The organism is Pseudomonas sp. E102 (genome assembly GCF_052660185.1).
In genome coordinates this window covers 2,508,302-2,524,612 of the sequence record NZ_CP084025.1, presented here as the reverse complement: position 1 = coordinate 2,524,612, position 16,311 = coordinate 2,508,302, and the positions used below count along the sequence as shown (strand labels likewise).

General features: G+C 61.9%; 13 protein-coding genes. 4 read left to right on the top strand and 9 right to left on the bottom strand.

Going from position 1 to position 16,311, the window contains the following annotated elements; all coding sequences use genetic code 11:
- Window positions 1-124 precede the first annotated feature (124 nt).
- Together DOCECA_RS11200 and DOCECA_RS11195 are read left to right on the top strand one after the other, a co-directional pair.
- Window positions 125-805, top strand: coding sequence for a murein L,D-transpeptidase catalytic domain family protein (locus DOCECA_RS11200; RefSeq protein WP_434564106.1), 681 nt, complete (start codon window positions 125-127; stop codon window positions 803-805).
- Window positions 806-928: 123 nt separating this feature from the next.
- Window positions 929-1,930 carry a class I SAM-dependent methyltransferase gene (locus DOCECA_RS11195; protein ID WP_434647419.1) on the top strand — a complete coding sequence of 334 codons (1,002 nt, stop codon included), beginning with the start codon at window positions 929-931 and terminating at the stop codon, window positions 1,928-1,930.
- Here the strand turns inward: DOCECA_RS11195 and DOCECA_RS11190 are convergent.
- A complete protein-coding gene (locus DOCECA_RS11190) occupies window positions 1,887-6,992 on the bottom strand; it encodes a dermonecrotic toxin domain-containing protein (RefSeq protein WP_445571985.1) in 5,106 nt (1,701 codons plus the stop codon). The two genes, DOCECA_RS11195 and DOCECA_RS11190, sit on opposite strands and share 44 nt — an antisense overlap.
- A gap of 225 nt (window positions 6,993-7,217) precedes the next feature.
- Complete coding sequence (locus DOCECA_RS11185; RefSeq protein ID WP_434558842.1) at window positions 7,218-7,820, bottom strand: LysE family translocator; 603 nt, start codon at window positions 7,818-7,820, stop codon at window positions 7,218-7,220.
- Window positions 7,821-8,115: 295 nt separating this feature from the next.
- On the opposite strand from DOCECA_RS11185, the gene DOCECA_RS11180 reads away from it, so the two are divergent.
- A complete protein-coding gene (locus DOCECA_RS11180; protein WP_445571984.1) occupies window positions 8,116-9,651 on the top strand; it encodes a family 10 glycosylhydrolase in 1,536 nt (511 codons plus the stop codon).
- 6 nt (window positions 9,652-9,657) lie between these two features.
- Here DOCECA_RS11180 and DOCECA_RS11175 read toward each other — a convergent pair whose 3' ends face one another.
- From DOCECA_RS11175 to DOCECA_RS11145, 7 genes are all read right to left on the bottom strand, one after another.
- Window positions 9,658-10,491, bottom strand: a complete 834-nt coding sequence (locus DOCECA_RS11175; protein ID WP_420763917.1) for an AraC family transcriptional regulator — start codon at window positions 10,489-10,491, stop codon at window positions 9,658-9,660.
- 91 nt (window positions 10,492-10,582) lie between these two features.
- The gene (locus tag DOCECA_RS11170; RefSeq protein WP_434647429.1) at window positions 10,583-11,008 is read right to left on the bottom strand and encodes a GlcG/HbpS family heme-binding protein; all 426 of its coding nucleotides are present in this window, start codon (window positions 11,006-11,008) and stop codon (window positions 10,583-10,585) included.
- Window positions 11,009-11,076: 68 nt separating this feature from the next.
- A complete protein-coding gene (locus tag DOCECA_RS11165; RefSeq protein ID WP_420763915.1) occupies window positions 11,077-11,859 on the bottom strand; it encodes an ABC transporter substrate-binding protein in 783 nt (260 codons plus the stop codon).
- 142 nt (window positions 11,860-12,001) lie between these two features.
- Window positions 12,002-12,352 carry a RidA family protein gene (locus tag DOCECA_RS11160; protein WP_434558848.1) on the bottom strand — a complete coding sequence of 117 codons (351 nt, stop codon included), beginning with the start codon at window positions 12,350-12,352 and terminating at the stop codon, window positions 12,002-12,004.
- Window positions 12,349-13,722, bottom strand: a complete 1,374-nt coding sequence (locus DOCECA_RS11155) for an FAD-dependent oxidoreductase (RefSeq protein WP_445571983.1) — start codon at window positions 13,720-13,722, stop codon at window positions 12,349-12,351. Before DOCECA_RS11155 ends, DOCECA_RS11160 begins: the two co-directional genes overlap by 4 nt.
- The gene (locus DOCECA_RS11150; protein WP_420763912.1) at window positions 13,715-14,044 is read right to left on the bottom strand and encodes a (2Fe-2S)-binding protein; all 330 of its coding nucleotides are present in this window, start codon (window positions 14,042-14,044) and stop codon (window positions 13,715-13,717) included. Before DOCECA_RS11150 ends, DOCECA_RS11155 begins: the two co-directional genes overlap by 8 nt.
- Window positions 14,034-15,158, bottom strand: coding sequence for an NAD(P)/FAD-dependent oxidoreductase (locus DOCECA_RS11145; protein WP_420763911.1), 1,125 nt, complete (start codon window positions 15,156-15,158; stop codon window positions 14,034-14,036). Before DOCECA_RS11145 ends, DOCECA_RS11150 begins: the two co-directional genes overlap by 11 nt.
- A 155-nt stretch (window positions 15,159-15,313) precedes the next feature.
- Between DOCECA_RS11145 and DOCECA_RS11140 the strand changes: the two genes are divergently transcribed.
- Window positions 15,314-16,219, top strand: a complete 906-nt coding sequence (locus tag DOCECA_RS11140) for a LysR substrate-binding domain-containing protein (protein ID WP_434647434.1) — start codon at window positions 15,314-15,316, stop codon at window positions 16,217-16,219.
- Window positions 16,220-16,311: the final 92 nt, after the last annotated feature.

Genomic DNA, 16,311 nt, shown 5'->3' with positions numbered 1-16,311 from the left:
AATTTTGCGACAGGTACGACCCGCCATCATGCAGACAAACGAAACCGGACGGGATGCCGCAAACGAACGCCACCATAAGCTGTTTTCGCCTGTATCGGCCTACTTGCGCCGACTTTGCCTGGTCATGACCAGCCTGGGCGTCGTGTGCAGCCCCGCGCTGGCCGAAAAGCCCAAGACCCAGCCTCTTTACAACAGCCTCGCCCACGCCGCGCCGGAACTCAATCCCCAGGCGCTGAAAAGTGCCCTGAGTGCGATGCAGTGCGCAGTTGCCAACGGCGCTGGACAGGCCCGCCACCTGGCGGTGATCGACTATTCGCAACCGTCCACGGCCCGCCGGCTATGGATTTTCGACCTGCGCCAGAAAAAGCTGGTGCTGCGCGACCTGGTGGCCCACGGGCAGAAATCCGGGGAAAACTTCGCCACGCAGTTCTCTAATCGCCTGGGCAGTTATCAGTCCAGCCTCGGGTTGTTCCGTACCCAGGAAAGCTACCAGGGCGCCCATGGCTACTCCCTGCGCATGGACGGCCTCGAACCCGGTTTCAACGACTTGGCCCGGGACCGGGCGATCGTGATCCACGCCGCCGATTATGTGAATCCGCTGTGGAGCGCGCGCCAGGGTCGCATCGGCCGCAGCCTCGGCTGCCCCGCCGTACGCCCGCAAGTGGCGCGCCAGGTGATCGACAAGCTCAAGGGTGGGCAATTCATGTTTTCCTGGTACCCCGACCCGGCGTGGCTCAAGCGTTCGGCCTATCTCAATTGCCAGCCGCAGCAGGTGGCGAGCATCCTGGCGACCAGCGGCGGTTAGTAGCAACCCCAATCGTGTGAGCGTTTCGCACTCAAGCGCGAGCAAGCTTGCTCGCCACAGGGATTGCACCCGGTTCGCCGGTGGTTAAAATGCCGGCCTTTCGAGTCGCTGGCGTTTTTCCTGATGAATCCTCAAGCCCTTCAAACATTGCAGAGCCACTTGTCGACGGCGCTGGGATCGGTGCCCGACGAAACCCGTCGCCTATTCCACGGTCGCGGGCGCTGCTGGCCAGGGCTGGAGCAAATCACTGTCGACTGGCTGCAAGGCGTGGTGCTGGTTTCGCTGTTCAAGGAGCCCGATCCAACGCAACTGGATGACTTGTTCACCATGCTGCGCGCCCTCGCCGCCTCGCCCGCCTGGCAACACAGCGGCGCCCATACCCTCGCCGTGCAGTATCGATACCTGCCCGACAGTCTCACCCAGTGGCTGATAGGCGAACCGATCGATGAATGGACCCTGACCGAAGGCGGCCTGCGCTACCGAATCGATCTGGGAAGGAAGCAGAACAACGGCCTGTTCCTCGACATGCGCTACGGGCGCGACTGGGTGCGGGCCAATGCCTCTGGCATGCGGGTGCTGAACCTCTTCGCCTACACCTGCGGTTTTTCGGTAGCGGCCATTGCCGGCGGTGCGCACCACGTGGTCAACCTGGATATGTCCCGCGCGGCCTTGAGCCGTGGACGCGACAATCACCGGTTGAATGGCCATGACCTGGGCCAGGTCAGTTTCCTCGGCCACGACTTGTTCAAGTCCTGGGGCAAGGTCATCAACAACGGGCCGTACGACCTTGTCATCATCGATCCACCCACTTTCCAGAAAGGCAGCTTTCTGCTGACCAAGGACTATCAGCGTGTACTGCGCCGCCTGCCGGAACTGTTGACGCCTGCCGGAACCGTCCTGGCTTGCAGCAACGATCCGGCCACCGGCCCGGACTTCCTCATCGACGGTGTCATGCGCGAAGCGCCGGGGCTGTTATTTGCAGAGCGGCTGGCCAATCCCCCGGAGTTTCCAGACGCTGATCCGGCCTGTGGCCTCAAGGCCCTGGTGTTCAGGCGACAGGCCTCAGGCAAGGGTATGGACGCTATTGAGGCCGCAACGGCCACCATGGATCGACCAGATCGGTAGTCACGCGACGAACCAGGGTGTCGATCTCCCGAGTCCTCACTGAGCGGTAGATCGCCATGGTGCGCCGGAACTGATCATCATTGAGTGCCACCGGCTGGCCAGCAGTCCACTCCACATCGTTCACGGCCTCCAGGGTCGCTCGGCGCCAAACCATCTGGCCATCCACCGGAGCGTGCTCCCAGGCACTCGGTAGATCGGCGGCCGGATGCCTGAGGTTGTCCAGCAGCGCTTGCGGCCAGCCGGCCGGGTCCACCGGTTCGCTGAAGGCATCCGACAGCTTCTCGTCCACGCTTTCCCAAATGGCCGCTCCTTCAGTCCAATCCCGGGACATCAGGCCAAGGTACGGCCGCCAAGTGGTTTCCCCTACGCGAGCGACTTGATCAGCATCGTTGAAAATGTCCTGGGCCGTGCAAAGCCAGTCGATGAACGCCTCCCGGCTCATCAGTGCGGCACGCTCGGCAACAGTGAGCGGCCTGAGCGATAGCGAGTAATTCCAGAAGTCGTATTGAATTCTCATGAAACTGGCAAAAGGCACGGGTTCATTCAAAAGGCGGGCGCGCTGTACCGTAATGAACATGGATATGTGTACTTCAAGCTCTGACAAATCAGGCGATACCCTGTCCAGGATGCGCTGCTGCAAGCGGCTGCGCAGCGCTGCCAGTTGTGGATCAAAGTCTGTCAGTCGGCTCGGAAGCTCGGCATAAATGTCCTCGAAATTCGTGTAATGCTGGAGCACGGCGGCTCCCCTGGAACGAGCATTGGACGGCAGCCCCGGGTCGGCACTGTTGATATCGCTGGTCATCCGGACTGAAAACCAGTCAATGAACCGCCTGTTCCCGGGCTCATCGCGCGCCGCCTCCAGGGAGCCTCGAAAAGAGTCAAAGCCCTCCAACCAATCATCGGCTGTGTAGCGAAAGGCCTCCGGTCGCAAGACGCGAAGCGCTTGGATCTGGGCGCTCGGCAACGGATTGTTCTGAAGGAGTATTGCCAGCACATCAGGTGTTGGCTCACCGCCCAATAGAGGCAGCAGGTCATCCTGGATATTGCTGATCCGATTATTCATGAGGTCGAGGGTGATATGCGAGGCGGATGGATTGGACAGCATCGCCAGGGCCGCCGGGGGCACCGTATCGAGCCCGGTATTGGCCAGTCCCAGGTCCCGCAACAGTCTGAGCTCGGGCAGGCTTGGCAGACGGGTGCAATTGTTGCCGTTCAAGGCGAGCTCCTCCAGCCCGGTCGCCGTGCGCAGGAATGCGCTGCCTTCCTCATCGAGCCTCAGGCCACAGCGCGACAGGTTCAAGATGCGCAGCTCCGGCAAGGCGGCGATGGCTCGCAGCTGCTCGGGAGTGAAATGCAGATTATCAGCCCATACCAGGTCCTGCAGCGAAGGCAGCTCGGCGAGGCGACCGATGGCCTCGACCGTGGCGGCACTCATCGACGGCCCTACCCCACTGCTGACTCCCGACAGGTTCAGGATATGCAGGTTGCTCGCCGAATCGCCGCCAAGCAGAGGTACGAAGACATCGGCGGTCATCAACAAGGGATTGTCTTTCATCGACAACTCCAGCAGCCCGCGCAACTCGCCGGAAGCCACGGGTATCGTATTCAGCTGGTTGCCCCGCAGGTGCAAGGTATCGATGTTGGGAAACAACCGGAGGAAATCAGATGGGTCCTCATCCAGGCTCAGATTCGTCAACATCAACTCTTCGATTTGCTCGAAATTTGCGCTGATGGTCGGTAATCGGCCGAGGTAGTGCCCCGACAGCTTCAACCGCACCTCGCTCCCCTCCTGGCCCGGAACCGGGGTGCGTCGCCAGGCACGGCGGATTTCCCCGCCGACGATCCTGCGCTGCTCGGCACGCGCCTGCGGGTCGAGCAGGTTCTCGGCGGGGTGATGCACGTCTCCATGGGATTCCCAGTGATGCAGCTCTTGGTCAAGTGCCGTCCACTGGGCTTGCAGCCGGTCGACCAACACCTCCAGCGTCGTGCCCGCCCGCCTCGCCTGCTGGCTCAGATCCAGCCGAAGCTGGACCATGGCATCACCGGCATGACCGGGATAAAGCTGTTCGATCCGATGGTCCAGGCCGTTGCGCCACGCCGATAGAGGAAGGCGTCCACGCCCGCTGAGCGGGTAACCCATGCGGCCGTTGAGCGATTGCAGGCCGGGCCCGTCATCACCGATGCGCTTCATCTGTAGGAAACCACGGAGTGCCTGCCGATCATCCAAGGCCTGGTCAAGCAAACGGGTGCGCAGCTTCGTCGCTTCCCATATATCCAGGCCGAGCGCCTTGCGCGCGTCATCGGGCATGGCCCTGAGCAGCGCTTCCTCCAACGGCAGAGGGCCCGCCAGTTCTTCACCTTGTTCATCGAAAGGCTGGTATCGCTCACCTTCCTGGCGGATGGTCTTCATCGGCCCTTCTCCTTCCAGCTCAAGCGGAGTCCGGAGTTCCCGCGACCACAGGCGAAGATGCAAACGCCCCTTTGCCAGCGGCGACTGGTCGAGCAGGCCCATGACCAGGCGATCCCGGTCGCCGGTGCTTTCACCGCGTTCCAATGCGCCCAGCGCGCGGGTCAGGCGCAACTCACGCAACGCTTCGGCGCATTGGTCACCCAAGTCCCCGGCCACACGCCCTTGGACCAAGCGCAACCGTTCATCCCCCGTCGTTTGACGGGCAAGCTCGTTGGCGACGGACTCCGGCATACCGGGAAAAGCACGCTTGATCGGCGCGGCCAACGGATCCAGCTCGACACCGCGACGCATGCCATCGGTCACCCGTGCCGCGTTGCGCTCCAACAGGTCGGCCCAGCGGTCCGCCAACAGCCGACTACGCTCTGCTGGGCGCAGGCCGACGCTGCGTTGCCCGAGTATCTCGGTCTGTTCTTCCCTGCCCAAATTCGAGAGCACATAGTTGGCCCAGGCATCGCTCTGCAAATCTGTGCTGGTCAATCGGATAAACCGCACGTCGCCCGCACGCCCAATGGGGTAGACCCTGACGCCATCGTCGTAGCGCAGCGTGGCGCCTCTCGGCCAGCCTGGAAGATCGACAAGGGTCTGGACGATCCGAAAGTGCGCGCCCCCCATCGACTCATTGCGGCGCAGTCGCGCGACGGCCTGTTTCAGGTCCTGCCAGTTCCTCGCGTCATCCAGACTGTCGGCGAGTATTGCCGGCAATGGCTGGCCCTCGACCTGCAAATAGCGTAGATGTTCCTCGTTGATACCTGTCTGGCGCTGCAATGAGAGGATTGTCTGGTCATCCAGCTCGGAGGGTGTTTCGGCGAAGGATCGCAGCAGCTCCAGGTTGCCCTGCTGCATCGGATCGCGATGGGCCCACTGCCAACCACGGGCACGGTTCCACTTCAGGGGCGGTCGGATACCACGATGGTCGGCAGGCAAGCGCAGGTCGAGCACGTCGCCGGCTCCCTGGACTTCGAAGTAGTCATCGTCGATTCGAACCCAGGCCTGCTCCGGTGTGCGCCAGACGCCCCACGCGTCCTGTTCGGCTTCTGCCGGCGGCACGCCTTGCGCCCGGAAACTACGCACATCGCCGTTCCACAAGCGCGTGCTACCGTCATGGGCGGACATCGGCTCGAGGGTCCCGCCCACGAATCCCAGATAGGCACCTTGGGCGATCCCGAACAAGACATTGAAGATATGGTCGATGCCCTCCTGGGCCTGGCCTTCGTTGAACGCCTGGATGCCTTCAAAAATCTCATACACCATCTGCGCGCCCCCGACCGCCGCCGCGGTCATGCCAACCGGTGCGTAGAAGGGGAACAGCATGGCCGTGACCATCAACGCACGCTCGGCAAGGCTTTCCCAGTAGGCAAACCGCGCCATCCGCGCCTGCCAGTCCTTCTCCTCGGTGGGAACCATCAGCGTAGCCGCGTTGGCCAATACATGGCCGCGCCACTCGCGATAGCAAGCGGGCCAGGGCTGCTCGCGCAGATCACCCAGGCCCCAGGCAACCTTTGGTATCGGCACCCGGATGCGTTCCCGCGTCCCGTCCTCGCCCCGCTCACCCTCGCGCCAGCCGGTGATGCGGCCGTAGATCTCCTGCATCACGTTAGGGTGGGCATCCACCCGCCATTCCACCTGATCGTGCAACGCGGTCCCCAACGAGGCCTGCAAGCGCAACGGGAAGTAATGCATCAGGCTCTGGCGATAACTGCGTTTACGTACCCGTTCGATCAGCTCGGCAGACATGGCTTGCAGGCTTTTGAATTGCTTGAGGGGCGCCACCGCATCATGGGGCATGTGCAGGACGACTGGCCGAACGCCTTCGGCGTTGCCTTGCACGCCCCAGTAAACCCGTGCACCGAACAACGGCACCGACAGCAGCTCAAGGGACTTGACCTCGCAAGCCAGCGGCACGGCAGGTCGCTCTTCCAGGTGCACACCAACGTGGGCCAGCATCCGCTCGCCGGTTTCATCCAGGCGCCCGTCCAGCTTCGCTTCATAGGCATCGTAGGCGAGACGGCTGCGTGCATAGCTCATGTAGACATGCGCAATGGCGGGGACTTCGGCGCCGAGGTGCGGCAACCTGCTTTCGAGCACCTGTCGGTAAGCCCCGCCTGCGTTAATCCGGCGGCAAAGACGCGCAAATTCGGCGGGTGATATGGGCAATGCCGCGGTATCCGATCGTTCATCGGCGTCCAGGAACTCCAGGCTGCGACCTTGAATGTAGAGCACGCCGTCCTTATCGAAGTCGCTGCCTGTCACAGCATCGGCGGGCGGGAAATTTTGCATCGCGGCTTTCACCACCGTCAGGGCGGGGTCACGGATGTAGTGGGTGCGACTCACCCTTGCGCTGCGCACCGCATCGACAGCCGTGCCAAAGCCGTTTACCGCAATCCAGCGTTGTATCTGTGGCTCGGCTTGCAGCAGGTTGGTTGCGAAAACCGCTGGTTTCGGCAGGTCGGCAACCAACGCGTTGAGTGCGTCGCTGTCGCTCTGTAACTGCTTCATGAGGGCTTTCAAGCGCGTCTGATGAGGGCGCGCGGCTCGCTTCAACCAGCCGGGCAGCTTGGCCTCGATGATGGCGACATGAGTTTGAATGGACATGATGGACCTCCTTCCTTGGGGTCGTTCGAGCGTTCGAAGTGGTGAGCACGCTCAGCTCAGGGTTGGGCGATGCTGTCGAAATCGGACGCTTTTTGAAACCGGCGAAGCGTTGCAAGGGGTTGCGAGACTGGGGCACGGGCTCGCGGCTAATCGCACCCGGCGCCTGGGTGCGTGCAGCGAACCCGTTGCCCCTTCGCGTCAGGCCGCCATCTAAGCGGCTCTCGACTAGACAACCAACGTCAACCACGCCGAGACCAGCAGCAACACCGCCATGGCCCGATTGAAGCGGCCCATCGCAACGGCGGAACGGCAAAACCTCGCCGCGCCACGCCCCAAGCAGGCCCAGGCAGTCATGCAGGGGATCGAAATCGCGAAGAATGCGAGGGACAGCCACAGCACCCGCGCCGTACGGTCGGCCTCGGACCCGGCGAACACGCTGACCACCGCCAACGCCATCATCCAGGTCTTGGGATTCACCAGCTGCAACCCGGCGGCGCCCGCCAGGCCGAGTCGGGGCCCGTCCACAGGTCGGTCCGGGTCGATGGCTTCAGCCGGTGCGCTGTAGATCTGCCAAGCCATCCAGCTGAGCCAGGCGATGCCGGCCCATGACAGCGCCGTTTGAACCATGCCATGCCGGGCCAGCACGTCCCCCAGCCCGGTGCCCACCAATAGCACCAACATGGCGGCGGCTGCGCAAGCGCCGAGGATTATCGGCCAAGTGGTCGCCAGGCCGTAGCGTGAGCTGTGGCTCAGTACGAGGATATTGGTCGGGCCCGGCGTGATGGAGGCGACGAAGGCAAACAAGGCAAACGGCAGTAATTGGTCCATGGAGCGACTTCTCATTGGTGATCGTAGAGCTGATCATCCCGATGCCGCCGTATTGAGTCTGGAACAATTGAGCAGCGCTTGCGCTAGTCCACCGGGCTCAGTGCATTACTGTAAAAACCGACCCGCGAAGCTAGTCGAGGAACCCTGTTACCGGACGCATATGGCAATGCCAAGTTACACACTTCGATCGTGCAATATCTCGCCGCAAAATTGACAGCACGCTGAACAACCAATCCTGACTACTTCATTTATATTCCTATCCGGACACATCATATTTTCTGCGGGGAGTAATACTTTGACTAACATCAAGCGCCATCTTCGAGGCACATGGATCTCGACAGTAATCAATCTCGACTGGCCATCAAAAAACTCCCTCTCGCTTGTTGATCCTCAGGCACGCATCAACCAACAAAAGAACGAACTCAAAAACCTGCTGGACGAGGCAGTCAAGCTGCGGCTCAATGCGGTGTTCTTTCAGGTCAAACCGGCTTGCGATGCCTTCTACCGTTCGCAAGTACTGCCTTGGTCGGCCTATCTTACTGGCACTTTGGGCCAGGATCCCGGTTACGATCCATTGCAGTTCGCCATCGAGCAGGCACACCTGCGCAACTTGGAGCTGCACGCATGGTTCAACCCATACAGAGTCTCCATGAATACAAGACAAAGCACTGTCGAGGCGTTGAGTAACGTGCCCCCCGCCTCGCCCGTCAGTGTTTACTCGTCGAATCCTGACTGGGTCCGCATCGCCGCGCAGCGATTCGTGCTGGACCCAGAGGTTCCACAGGCAAGGGATTGGGTTATTCAAGGCATCATGGAAGTGGTCGACAACTACGACCTCGATGGCGTTCACCTCGATGATTATTTCTATTACGAAACGCCAGACTCGCCACTTGATGATGCGGACACTTTTGCGAAGTATGGTAATGCCTTTCAAGACAAGGGCGATTGGCGCAGAAATAATATCACCGAGATGATAGCCCTGCTTTCCAGGCGAATACGAGCCTCGAAATCACATGTCAAGTTCGGTGTCAGTCCCGCAGGAGTATGGCGCAACCAAAGAGACGATATAGAGGGGTCGGATACCACGGCCGGCAGTCCCACCTACGATAAGCAGTTCGCCGATACGAGACAGTGGGTATTGGATGAACTGCTCGACTATATCGCGCCTCAAGTGTATTGGCCGCTGACGCGCAGAATAGTGCAGTACGACATTATTTCGAACTGGTGGGCAAGTGTCGTTCGCGGCAAAAGTGTGCATCTATATATCGGCATGGCACTCTATAAAGTAGGAGTCGCCAGCAGTGCGGAACCACAGTGGCTCGTGGAAAATGGCACGACTGAAATCGGTAACCAACTCCTGTGGAACCTCACATCGGAGGGCGTTCACGGAAGTGTTCTTTTTCGAGCGTCATTCTTCCATGCCCCGGCGGTGCTGCCCGCGACAGGTGTGATCAAGCAAAGTATATGGCCAACCCTGGCGCTCGTTCCTTCCATGCCGTGGAAAGGCACAAAGCCCCCCGCCCCACCCATAGAGCCGGAATGCCGCACGGCGTCGCAAGGGGTTGAACTTCGATGGGTGGATGGAAATGACGAGGGGACCGTGTACTACGCGATTTACAGATTCGCGTGCAATCAGTCAGTCATGATCGACAATCCTGAAAATCTGATCGCTACGGTGCGTAGGGCGGGAACACAACAGTGTTGGGTGGATACGTCACCGTCGAGTTCCGAGGGGATGATGTATGCCGTGACAGCACTTGATCGCAACCACAATGAAAGCGCCATGGCGCTCGCCCGTTGGAGCGCCCTTGTACCGCAACAAAGCGAATGAACCGGTTCATTGGTTCCGGAGTGCTCGCTTGCGATAGTCCGCCGGGCTCATGCGATAGGCACGCTGGAACCAACGGCCGAGGTGGCTCTGGTCGGCAAAACCGAGCATCGCAGCCACCGCCACGGCGCTTTCGCCACGAGCCAGCAGACGTCGCGCCCGAGCCAGGCGCAGCTGGATCAGGTAAGCATGGGGCGCCAGGCCGAAAGCGGTTTTGAACGCGCGGCTCAGGCGAAAGCGATCCACACCGGTGGCCCGCGCGAGGTCGTCGAGGCCGATGTCCTCGCTCAAATGGCTGTGCAGGTAGTCGCGGGCCTGCTGGGCCACCAGCGGCAAGCGCGGGTCGGGATTGATCCGCGCGCGCCAGTGCAGGTGTTGGGTGAGGTTGGACAGCAGCATGTCGAGGGCGGTTTGGCGCACGATCAGGATGTCCTGTTCATGCAAGCTCTGGAAAGCCGTGGCGGTGGCGCGCGCCAGTTGTGCGTCGTCGTTGAGGGTTGCGGCGAAGCCCAGGCGGGCGTTGTCCGGCGCTTCTTCGAACAGCGAGCGCAGTTCGCGCTCCAGCCATTGCGGTTCGAGATACAACGTGCGGTAGGTGAAACCGTGTTCGTGAGGGGCGTTACCGTCATGCAGTTCGCCGGGCTCGAGCAGGAACACTTTGCCCGGCGTGCTGGTGTGTTGTTGTCGGCGACAATGGAACTGCTGCACGCCCTGCTCCGTCACGCCCACCAGGTAGGCGTCGTGCCAATGCGGATCGTAGGCATGCCCCTCGAAATGCGCGCGCACGGTCTCGATGCCGGACGTGGCGTCCTGCTTGAGATCGATCCAGTTGCGCGCTGTCATGTTTCTTTCCGTCTAGTCGATGTGCTCCGGCAGATTAACGGCTGCTCGGGCCTCTGTCTGGAAGATTTGTGCAGACCGAGGGGAAATAGCATCACGCATCGGGCGTGATTACCGGCAGCACCGTCTCCACCGCCAACCGCGCCAGCTCCGCATCTTCCTCAGCCTTCACACCGGAAACTCCGATGGCGCCGATGCATTGGCCGTCATGGCGGATCGTCACGCCGCCCTCGAGCATGCCCTGCAAGTGCGGCGCGCTCAGGAAGGCCAGGCGGCCGCCGTTGATCATGTCCTCGAAGGCTTTGCTGTCACGCCGTCCCATGGCGGCGGTGCGGGCTTTTTCGGTGGCGATGTAGGTCGACAAGGGCGACGCGCCGTCCAGACGCAGCAGCCCGAGGGGATGCCCGCCATCGTCCACCACACACACCGACACCGCCCATTGGCGCTGGTGAGCAAGCTCCTTGGCCGCCACCAGTAGTTGTGCAACGTCCTGTTCCGTGAGTATCGCTTTGGTTTTCATGAATCACCCCGAGTTATGGAACATGAGGCCTGCCGGCCAGCGCCTACAGGCCGTAGACAATGCGCTGATTATTCACCGTAGATATCGAAATCGAAATATTTTTGGCGAATCCGATCGTACGTGCCATTGGCGCGAATGGTTGCCAGGGCCCGGTTGAAGCGGCTCGCCAGCGGATCGTTTTTGCGCACCGCGATACCGATGCCCGTGCCGAAGTATTGTTCTTCGACGAAATTGGGTCCGACAAATTCAAAATCCTTGCCTTCCGGCCGCTTGAGCAAGCTTTCGTCGATGACGACCGAACTGGCCATCGTCGCGTCCAGACGGCCGCCCAGCAGGTCGAGGAAGATCTCGTTCTGCGAACCGTAGCGGATGACTTCGGCGCCGGCCGGGGCAAGCTTGTCGGTGACGTAGCGATCGAAGTTGGTCGCCCGTTGCACGCCGATTCGTTTGCCCTTGAGCTGCGCGGGAATCGCGTTGATGCCGCTGCCCTTGCGAAACACCAGGCGAGCCGGGATTCGGTAGTAACGGTCGGTAAAGTCGACCGATTTCATCCGCTCCGGCGTGATCGACATGGAGGAAATCACCGCGTCGACTTTCTTCACTTTGAGCGCCGGGATCAAGCCATCGAACTCCTGCTCTTTCCATTCACAACGGACCTTCATCTCGGCGCACAAGGCCTGGCCGATATCGTAGTCGAAACCCACGATGGCGTTGTCCGGGGTTTTAGAGGCGAACGGTGGATAGGCCGCTTCGATGCCGATGCGCAACGAAGTCTGCGCGGCCTGCAGGTTGGCGCCGAACGCCAGCAACGAGACGATGCCCAGGTTAAGTGCAATGCGTTTGATGTTCATTCATTAGCTCCGGATGCGATGTTATTGATTTCGGACGCTCCGGGGGAAGCCGTCCGTTATGGCAGCAGCAACGTGAACAAGCGCGGGCGACGGCTCTGGTGGTCGTCTTGCCCGGGGACGGCAGCACAGCGGTCCGGCGGTGCTACACCGCCGCGGTGACGATCAGTTCCAGCAGGATCTGCGGGTCATCGAACACCACCTGTGCGGTGGCCCGCGCCGGGGTATGCGCGGCCTCGACCCAATCACTCCACAGCGCATTCATCGCGGCGAAATCGCGCCCCATGTCTTTCATCCAGATTTGCACGCTGAGCAGCCGACGTTTATCGCTACCCGACGCGGCGAGCAGTTCATCGACCCGTTGCAGCACCTGGCGGGTCTGGCCCTCGATGTCCTGGCTACAATCGGCGGCGACGATGCCGCTGAGCCAGGCCACGCCGTTGTGCACGACGCTACGGCTCAGGCGCGGGTTGCTTTCGATACGTTGGATGGTCATGACAGTTGCTCCAATGAGTGGCTTTCGCCGGCCAGTTGGGCCAGCGTGATGGGTTTGAGGGGCGCACGGATGCGGTAGTCGCCGACCTCGGCGGGTGAAACCCGGCGATGGGCGGCGATGATCTGCGTGACAGTCAAGCCACACTGGCGGCCCTGGCACGGGCCCATGCCGCAGCGGCCGAAGGCCTTGGTCTGGTTGGGCCCCAGGCAGCCGAGGTCGACATGACGGCGGATATCACCGGCGCTGACTTCTTCGCAGCGGCACACCGTGACGTCATCGGCGGGAACGCAGCTCTGCGTCGATGGGCGATAAAGGGCATCGATCAATGGCCGCGCCGCACGGGCGCGGCGTAATGCCTTCTGGACGCGACGCGCGGGCTCCTGACATCCGGCCACGGCCAGCGCCGCCAACCGCCCTTCGAGTCGCGCCACCTGGGCGCCGCCGATGCCACCGCCGTCACCGGCAATGAAGATGCCAGGAGCACTGGTTTCGCCAAAGCCATTGCGGCGCGGGACCCAGCACAGCTGCGACTCGCTCCAGTCATGTTCCAGGCGCAGCGACCGGCTGACCTGCGTATGAGGGACCACGCCCTGGTGCAACAAAATCAGCTCGGCACCTACCTGGTGATGCCGCCCGCCACTGTCGAAACTCAACGCCCTGGCACGATCCTCGCCCTCGATGCGCAAATGAGCGGCACCGCGAAAATGGCGGATACCGGCACGCTTCAATTCAGCCAGTAACCCCGCCCCCTTGAGCAAGTCACGCCAACCACGGAGCGCCCCGGGTATCTCACGCCAGGCCTTGATGAGATCGCGCCGATGGCTGGTATCGACCAGCGCGTCGATGACGATCCCGGCCCGCAGGTACTGCACTGCCAGCAGGTACAACAGCGGACCACAACCTGCCAGGACCACGGGCCCGGCCGGAACCATCGCCGCGCTCTTGAGCAAGATCTGCCCCGCGCCGGCGGTCATCACCCCGGGCAAGGTCCAGCCGGGAATTGGCATCGGCCGTTCGAGGGCGCCGGTGGCAATCAGCAGATGGCGCCCCTGCAAGACTCGCGCACGGCCGTCGATCAGGTAATGAACCGCGCGCTGCGGTGTGACTTGCCAGATTGCCGCGTTGGGCAAATAGCGGGCTCCACACTGCATGAATTCCGCCGCCAATCCAGCGCCCACGCGGTAATCCTCACCCAGGACCGCGCGGCTGCGGGCATCGGCGTGAAGGACCTGGCGATAGATCTGCCCGCCGGGGCTGGCCTGTTCGTCCAGTACCACCACTGACAATCCACGGGACCGGGCTTCGAGCGCCGCGCTCATGCCGGCAGGTCCGGCGCCGATGATGACCATGTCGATCGCGACGTTACTCATCGCTTTGCTCCCGGCCCGTTACCAGGCTGGCGGCGCCACATTGACGGCGCACGCGCATGCCGGCGCGCACGGCAACCAGGCAGGATTGGACGTTGGCCTGGTCATCCACCTGCACCAGGCATTCGAAGCACACGCCCATCATGCAATACGGCGCCCCGGGCCTGCCGTTGATGGCGCTTTCGCGGGTATGGCGGACGCCGCTGGCGAGCAAGGCGGCCGCCAGCGAGACATTCCCCGGCACGCTCAACGGTTGGCCTTCGAATTCGATCAACACATTGTGCTGCGCAGCAGCCAAAGGTCTGAAAAGGCTGTCAGCCAGCATGGCGTACCTCCACGGATGAGCTAAAGCGGTGCAAGCCGAATGGCTTCACGGCCGGGTCATCGAATTCACCGGCAATCCACGGGGCCAGGCGCAGGGCATGAGCGGCGGCCAACGTCACACCACTGTGGCAACTGACGACCGACAGCCCGGGGCAGCCCTGGTACATTTCGTAGATGGGGAACCCGTCCGCGCTCATCACCCGCAACGCGCCCCAGGCACGCACCAGCCGCACGTCACCCAACAGCGGGAAACACTGCACCGCGCGCCTCGCGATAGCAGCCATGACTTGGCTACCGGTGCCATCGTCGAAACCTGCCGATTCATGGGAATCGCCCAATTGCACGGTGCCCTCGTCGGTCTGACGCACGTAAGTGGTGGGGTAATCGAGAAAGGGCTTGAGGCGCTCGGTCACCAGGATCTGCCCTCGGTTCGGTTGCACGGGCACATCCAGACCAACCATTTCACCCAAGCTCCGATTGCCCAGGCCAGCGGCCAGGACAACCTGCCGGGCCGACCAGTGCTGGTCGCCGGCACGTAGCCGAAAACCACTGGCATCGGGTTCGATTGCATCGACGTGATGACCATTAATCAACGTTACGCCCCGGGCCTGGCATGCGGCGTAGAGCGAACGCAACAGTTTCAACGGATTCACATGACCGTCCATGGGCGAGAAGCAACCGCCCACCACGTCTGGCCCGATGCCGGGCAGACGGCTGCGCAGTTGTGCCGGTGCCAGCAGTTCGTAGGGGTAATCGCCGTCAAGGGCTTCGCGCAGCCAGCCAAGGCGCGCGGCCTCCTCGGCCATTTCCGCGTCGCTCAGGCACAGTTGGAAACCGCCCTGCTGGCGCAGGTGGATATCGATGCCGGTATCGGCCTGCAACGCAGCGGCGAAGCGTGGCCACAGCGCCACGGACTCACGGGTCCATTGCGCATAAGGACTCATCCCAAAACCCTTGCCCTGGACCCAGAGCAAACCGAAGTTGCCCCGGGCGGCGCGTATGGCGTCGTCGCCCTCGTCGAGCACACTCACCTGGCGTCCGAGCAGGGCCAGGCCATAAGCGATGGACATACCTACCAACCCACCGCCGACGATGATGACATCAGTTTTTTGCATGGCAGCTCTTTACCGTGGAGGTGCTTCTTGCAGGGGTCACAGGCCTTTATTCCGGCCACATGCTTTGATGGACAAGATGCTAGGGCGCTGCCGCGCTCGTGAAAAATGCTTTATTTTGTCCAGCTCATGTCTTTTTGTTATGGATAGGTAAGCCCATGAACCTTCGTCAGCTCGAAGCCTTTCGCGCAGTGATCCTGGGGCAGACGGTGACCCGCGCCGCCGAGATGCTGCACATTTCCCAGCCCGCCGCGACCCGGCTGATCGCCAGCCTGGAAGAAGACATCGGCTTCAGCCTGTTCGACCGGATCAAGGGGCGGCTGCAACCCACCGCCGAAGCCATGACGCTTTATCAGGAGGTGCAGCGGTCGCTGCTGGGCGTGGAACGCATCGCGCGGACCGCACAGGACATCCGCAACCTCAAGCGCGGATCGCTGCACATCGCCTGCGCGCCGGCCATGGGCTTGTCGTTCCTGCCACGGGCCATCGCCGCGTTCATGGCCGAGCATGACCAGGTGCAGGTTTCCCTGGTGGTGCAATCCTCGCGGGAAGTCGTGGACCTGGTGGTGGGCCAGCGTTGCGACCTGGGCTTGATCGTCCTGCCCAACACCTACCCGAGTCCCCGCGCTGAAAAACTGCTGGCGACACGGATGCTCTGTGCCCTTCCCGCCGGCCATCGTCTGACGGATCGCCGGATGATCGTGCCGCAAGACCTGCACGGCGAGCGGTTCATCTCCTATCCGCAGTCCATTGGTTCTCGCCAGCATATCGACGCGATTTTCGCCGCACACGGCGTGGAACGTGAATTGCGCCTGGAGACGCAGCTTTCCCAGCCCATGTGCACGTTCGTCGAGCAAGGCCTGGGCGTTGCGTTGGTGGACGCCATCAGCGCGGTCGAATACCGGGGCAACGGCATCGTCTTCCGCGCCTTCGAGCCGGCGATTGAAATGGACTTCAGCATGTTGCTGCCGATTCAGGGACCCTTGTCGAGATTGCAGGCGTGCTTTCTGGAACACATGCAGCGATTCATCGAGGCGCAGGTGCCGGCGGCGTATCGGTTTTAGCTGGCTCAATGGATCCATTGGGCAAATCAGTGAAGACTTGATGGATCACTTGACACCAAAACTGAACTGCCGCAAAACCCGTGGCGAGGGAG

Coding starts and splice junctions, on each gene's coding strand:
- DOCECA_RS11175 (WP_420763917.1), bottom strand. CDS start 10,491: ATGACAGCGCGCAACTGGATCGATCTCAAGCAGGACGCCACGTCCGGC.
- DOCECA_RS11155 (WP_445571983.1), bottom strand. CDS start 13,722: ATGAGTAACGTCGCGATCGACATGGTCATCATCGGCGCCGGACCTGCC.
- DOCECA_RS11160 (WP_434558848.1), bottom strand. CDS start 12,352: ATGACCATCCAACGTATCGAAAGCAACCCGCGCCTGAGCCGTAGCGTC.
- DOCECA_RS11195 (WP_434647419.1), top strand. CDS start 929: ATGAATCCTCAAGCCCTTCAAACATTGCAGAGCCACTTGTCGACGGCG.
- DOCECA_RS11190 (WP_445571985.1), bottom strand. CDS start 6,992: ATGTCCATTCAAACTCATGTCGCCATCATCGAGGCCAAGCTGCCCGGC.
- DOCECA_RS11170 (WP_434647429.1), bottom strand. CDS start 11,008: ATGAAAACCAAAGCGATACTCACGGAACAGGACGTTGCACAACTACTG.
- DOCECA_RS11200 (WP_434564106.1), top strand. CDS start 125: ATGACCAGCCTGGGCGTCGTGTGCAGCCCCGCGCTGGCCGAAAAGCCC.
- DOCECA_RS11150 (WP_420763912.1), bottom strand. CDS start 14,044: ATGCTGGCTGACAGCCTTTTCAGACCTTTGGCTGCTGCGCAGCACAAT.
- DOCECA_RS11185 (WP_434558842.1), bottom strand. CDS start 7,820: ATGGACCAATTACTGCCGTTTGCCTTGTTTGCCTTCGTCGCCTCCATC.
- DOCECA_RS11165 (WP_420763915.1), bottom strand. CDS start 11,859: ATGAACATCAAACGCATTGCACTTAACCTGGGCATCGTCTCGTTGCTG.
- DOCECA_RS11145 (WP_420763911.1), bottom strand. CDS start 15,158: ATGCAAAAAACTGATGTCATCATCGTCGGCGGTGGGTTGGTAGGTATG.
- DOCECA_RS11140 (WP_434647434.1), top strand. CDS start 15,314: ATGAACCTTCGTCAGCTCGAAGCCTTTCGCGCAGTGATCCTGGGGCAG.